This is a genomic window from Psychrobacter sp. HII-4, assembly GCF_904846595.1.
GTDB classification, from domain to species: domain Bacteria; phylum Pseudomonadota; class Gammaproteobacteria; order Pseudomonadales; family Moraxellaceae; genus Psychrobacter; species Psychrobacter celer.
Window position 1 is genome coordinate 1 of the sequence record NZ_CAJHBJ010000077.1, and the last position, 2,963, is coordinate 2,963.

Here is a 2,963-nt window from a genome sequence, read left to right on the forward strand (position 1 = left end):
ATGCCTGTATAACGTTTAAAACCAGCGTCACTTTGTTTGAGTAGCTTATCTATGTTTGGCATGGTTCCTAAAAAGTTATGAGTGTTTCAGTTATTGTAAAATTCTCTGCTACTTTTGCAAGAGGTCTTTTGACCAGTTGCTGTATGACCTCGATTACTTTGGGCAATTGTGTTTTAAAATCACTAAAACGATGATCGCCGCCTTTTTGCATATTGACCGTCGCTCCTTGCTCCCTATAGAAGTTGGCAGAGAGACTGCTATTAAGTAATTCATCACCCTCTTTGATTAGCGCGACTACTTTTTTAGGATAGTTAAGGCTCGATAGCTGATGGCACGCAAACCACTCTAAATCAGCATTTGTGATGTGCCAACCACCCAAAGTGGTGTATAGCACCTCAGACGCCTCGTCGTTCGCACTCTCGTCCTTCGCACCGTCATCCTCAGTCTCAGTGCTATGCTTAAATCGCTGCAGTGTCTGATGCGGCTGTATACTAGGGTTTAATAAAAGCGCCGGACAGCCGGTATGGTTACTGAGCAACGTAGCAAAATACCCGCCTAATGAGCTACCAACCAAGACCGTATTTTGATCATGAGAGTTTTTGCTCGCCACACTATCGATTAACGACAGCATCTGGTCAAACACTTGATCTGGCGTCTTATTTAGATCGGGGCGTAACACCTTGATATCGGGATCATACTGGCGGCAATACTCCTCTAATAGCGAGCCTTTTATAGAATTGGCATCACTGTCTAAGCCATGGATATAAATAATATTCACGTATCATCTCACTTAGTGGTTTTGTTAAGATGGTTTTATCTCGATAATAAAAATCCAGCATAGCACTGCCGCAAGCAAAACAATAACACTAAAACGGCACACTATTATTCAGTATTTGCGCCATAATAACAGTATCTGACTATACGACGATATAAGTAAAAGGACTAACGACAATAGCAATGGAGCTGCCATGAGTCAGCAGTTTGAACTGTTCGAGATTGCCAATCCCTGTATTGGTGTCTGTCAAAGCAATAAAAAAGGCTATTGCTTTGGCTGTCTGCGTAGTCGTACAGAGCGTCAGCTATGGCATGATATGACGACAGAACAGCGCCGTGAAGTACTACGACTGGTCAATGGGCGCAGACAGCGTATCGAGCAGATGCGCCAGCGCAAAAACGAGCAGCTAGGCTTTGATTTTAATGAAGCGGCCGAGACAGGAGAGTTGTTTTAATTAGCTCAAAACAATTAAGTAATATTTTACAATAGTCTTTATAATTATATAAAAACTACATAGTAGCTATTGAAATATATATCTATATCCTCAAATATATACGAGTAGCTGTCAAAAATGTAGGAGAGCACAATGGATAACAGCCCAACAAATAGCGTAAAAGATACCGTTACCCAATCGCGTCAAATCGAGCAGCTTTTTGCTGGGGTCGATACCCAAGACGGCGCTGGTGTTAAACTCACTCGCGTACTGACGCAGCAGCTGCAACAGCGCCTCGATCCGTATTTAATGCTAGATAACTTCAAAAGTGACAATCCAGATGATTATGTCGCGGGTTTCCCCAACCATCCGCATCGCGGCTTTGAAACCATTACTTATATGATTACAGGGCGTATGCGCCATCGTGATAGCGCGGGTAATGAAGGGTTATTACAAAACGGCGGCGTGCAGTGGATGACAGCGGCGAGCGGCGTAATCCACTCAGAGCTACCGGAACAAGAAGACGGCGCGATGGAAGGCTTTCAGCTGTGGCTTAATTTACCTGCCAAAGATAAAATGAATGACCCTTGGTATAAAGACTTCCAAAGTGAGGACTTGCCTAAATACACAACTGAAGATGACGTAGACGTTACGGTAATCGCAGGTACATCGCATGGCGTAGAAGGTGCAGTCACCCGCGACATTACTGAGCCGACGTATTTGGATATTCATCTACCCGCAGGGACTAGCTTTAGCCAAGCCATTCCAGCCGATCATAATGCGTTTGCCTTTGTCTATCGCGGCACGGTAGATATCGAAGGCGAAACCGTACCGAATAAAACCATGGCTATCTTAAAAAATGACGAAGATGCCGATGGCGTTACCATTACTGCTGATAGTGATGAGGATACCAAAGTGATCTTAATCACTGGTCGCCCACTACGCGAGCCGATTGTGCAATACGGTCCGTTTGTGATGAACAGTCAGCAAGAGATCATGCAAGCGGTCACTGATTTCCAAAGTGGTAAGTTTGGTGAAGGTGCTTAGTTTTTAGCTAAGTACTAGCCTAGTTTGTTGAATACTCTATTAAAGGTTAAAGCCCGTATTAGTCTGCTAATACGGGCTTTTTTTTGGGAAAATTGCTGCTTTGGCTGTTTGTTTGCCCAGTCTTACCGAATGACGGGTATAATTAAGTATAGGCATTGATAAGCATAGTCTAAAACTCATAGCTGAACGTCAGCATTTAGGGTTTGATTTTGAGCACTCGAATTCCTACTTCTTATATCTGCATTAATCTTAAGTAACTTTTTATCATCTGGAGGTAGGTAACCAATTTTGTCTAATTTAGAAGCTAAATGATTAATTGTTGGTTCATAGAAAAATAAAATTGCATTATTATTTCGATACTCTGTAAGCATTGTTAGCTGCATAGATAGCTTCACTATCGTTAAGTGCAAATCCATGAGCGTCGATTTAGTGTTTACTAGTTCAGTTTCATAATCTTCAGGTGGACGCTCTTCTGGTTTAATAATTTGTGTTAACGCATCATCTTTAGCAAAAGTCAGTAAGAAATAGAGTTCTCTTTTTCGAAGCTTTTCATCAGAAATAAATATAAGAGACCATCCCGAATTCTGTGTAACTGCGATTTAGATTAAATGCCTGCTAATACGATCATCAAACATAATCATAAAACGATTAAGGGCAGACGTCCAGTTACGAATCGGCATCGACCACTTTTTGGACGCCTGCTGGGTT

At 42.2% G+C, this 2,963-nt stretch carries 4 protein-coding genes; 2 read left to right on the top strand and 2 right to left on the bottom strand.

The genetic code is table 11. The features are described from left to right. Positions 1 to 67: 67 nt before the first annotated feature. Positions 68 to 778 carry a YqiA/YcfP family alpha/beta fold hydrolase gene (locus JMX98_RS13640; protein WP_201587357.1) on the bottom strand — a complete coding sequence of 237 codons (711 nt, stop codon included), beginning with the start codon at positions 776 to 778 and terminating at the stop codon, positions 68 to 70. A 190-nt stretch (positions 779 to 968) separates the two neighbouring features. On the opposite strand from JMX98_RS13640, the gene JMX98_RS13645 reads away from it, so the two are divergent. Next, the gene (locus tag JMX98_RS13645; protein ID WP_105244387.1) at positions 969 to 1,229 is read left to right on the top strand and encodes a DUF1289 domain-containing protein; all 261 of its coding nucleotides are present in this window, start codon (positions 969 to 971) and stop codon (positions 1,227 to 1,229) included. 132 nt (positions 1,230 to 1,361) lie between these two features. Then, positions 1,362 to 2,255, top strand: coding sequence for a pirin family protein (locus tag JMX98_RS13650; RefSeq protein WP_201587359.1), 894 nt, complete (start codon positions 1,362 to 1,364; stop codon positions 2,253 to 2,255). A 176-nt stretch (positions 2,256 to 2,431) separates the two neighbouring features. Here the strand turns inward: JMX98_RS13650 and JMX98_RS13655 are convergent, their stop codons facing one another. Continuing rightward, the gene (locus tag JMX98_RS13655) at positions 2,432 to 2,638 is read right to left on the bottom strand and encodes a hypothetical protein (RefSeq protein WP_201587361.1); all 207 of its coding nucleotides are present in this window, start codon (positions 2,636 to 2,638) and stop codon (positions 2,432 to 2,434) included. Between the last annotated feature and the right edge of the window lie 325 nt (positions 2,639 to 2,963).

Bases quoted from the DNA above. Each gene is read 5' to 3' on its own strand.
- JMX98_RS13645 (WP_105244387.1), top strand. From the start codon at position 969: ATGAGTCAGCAGTTTGAACTGTTCGAGATTGCCAATCCCTGTATTGGT.
- JMX98_RS13650 (WP_201587359.1), top strand. From the start codon at position 1,362: ATGGATAACAGCCCAACAAATAGCGTAAAAGATACCGTTACCCAATCG.
- JMX98_RS13655 (WP_201587361.1), bottom strand. From the start codon at position 2,638: ATGCAGCTAACAATGCTTACAGAGTATCGAAATAATAATGCAATTTTA.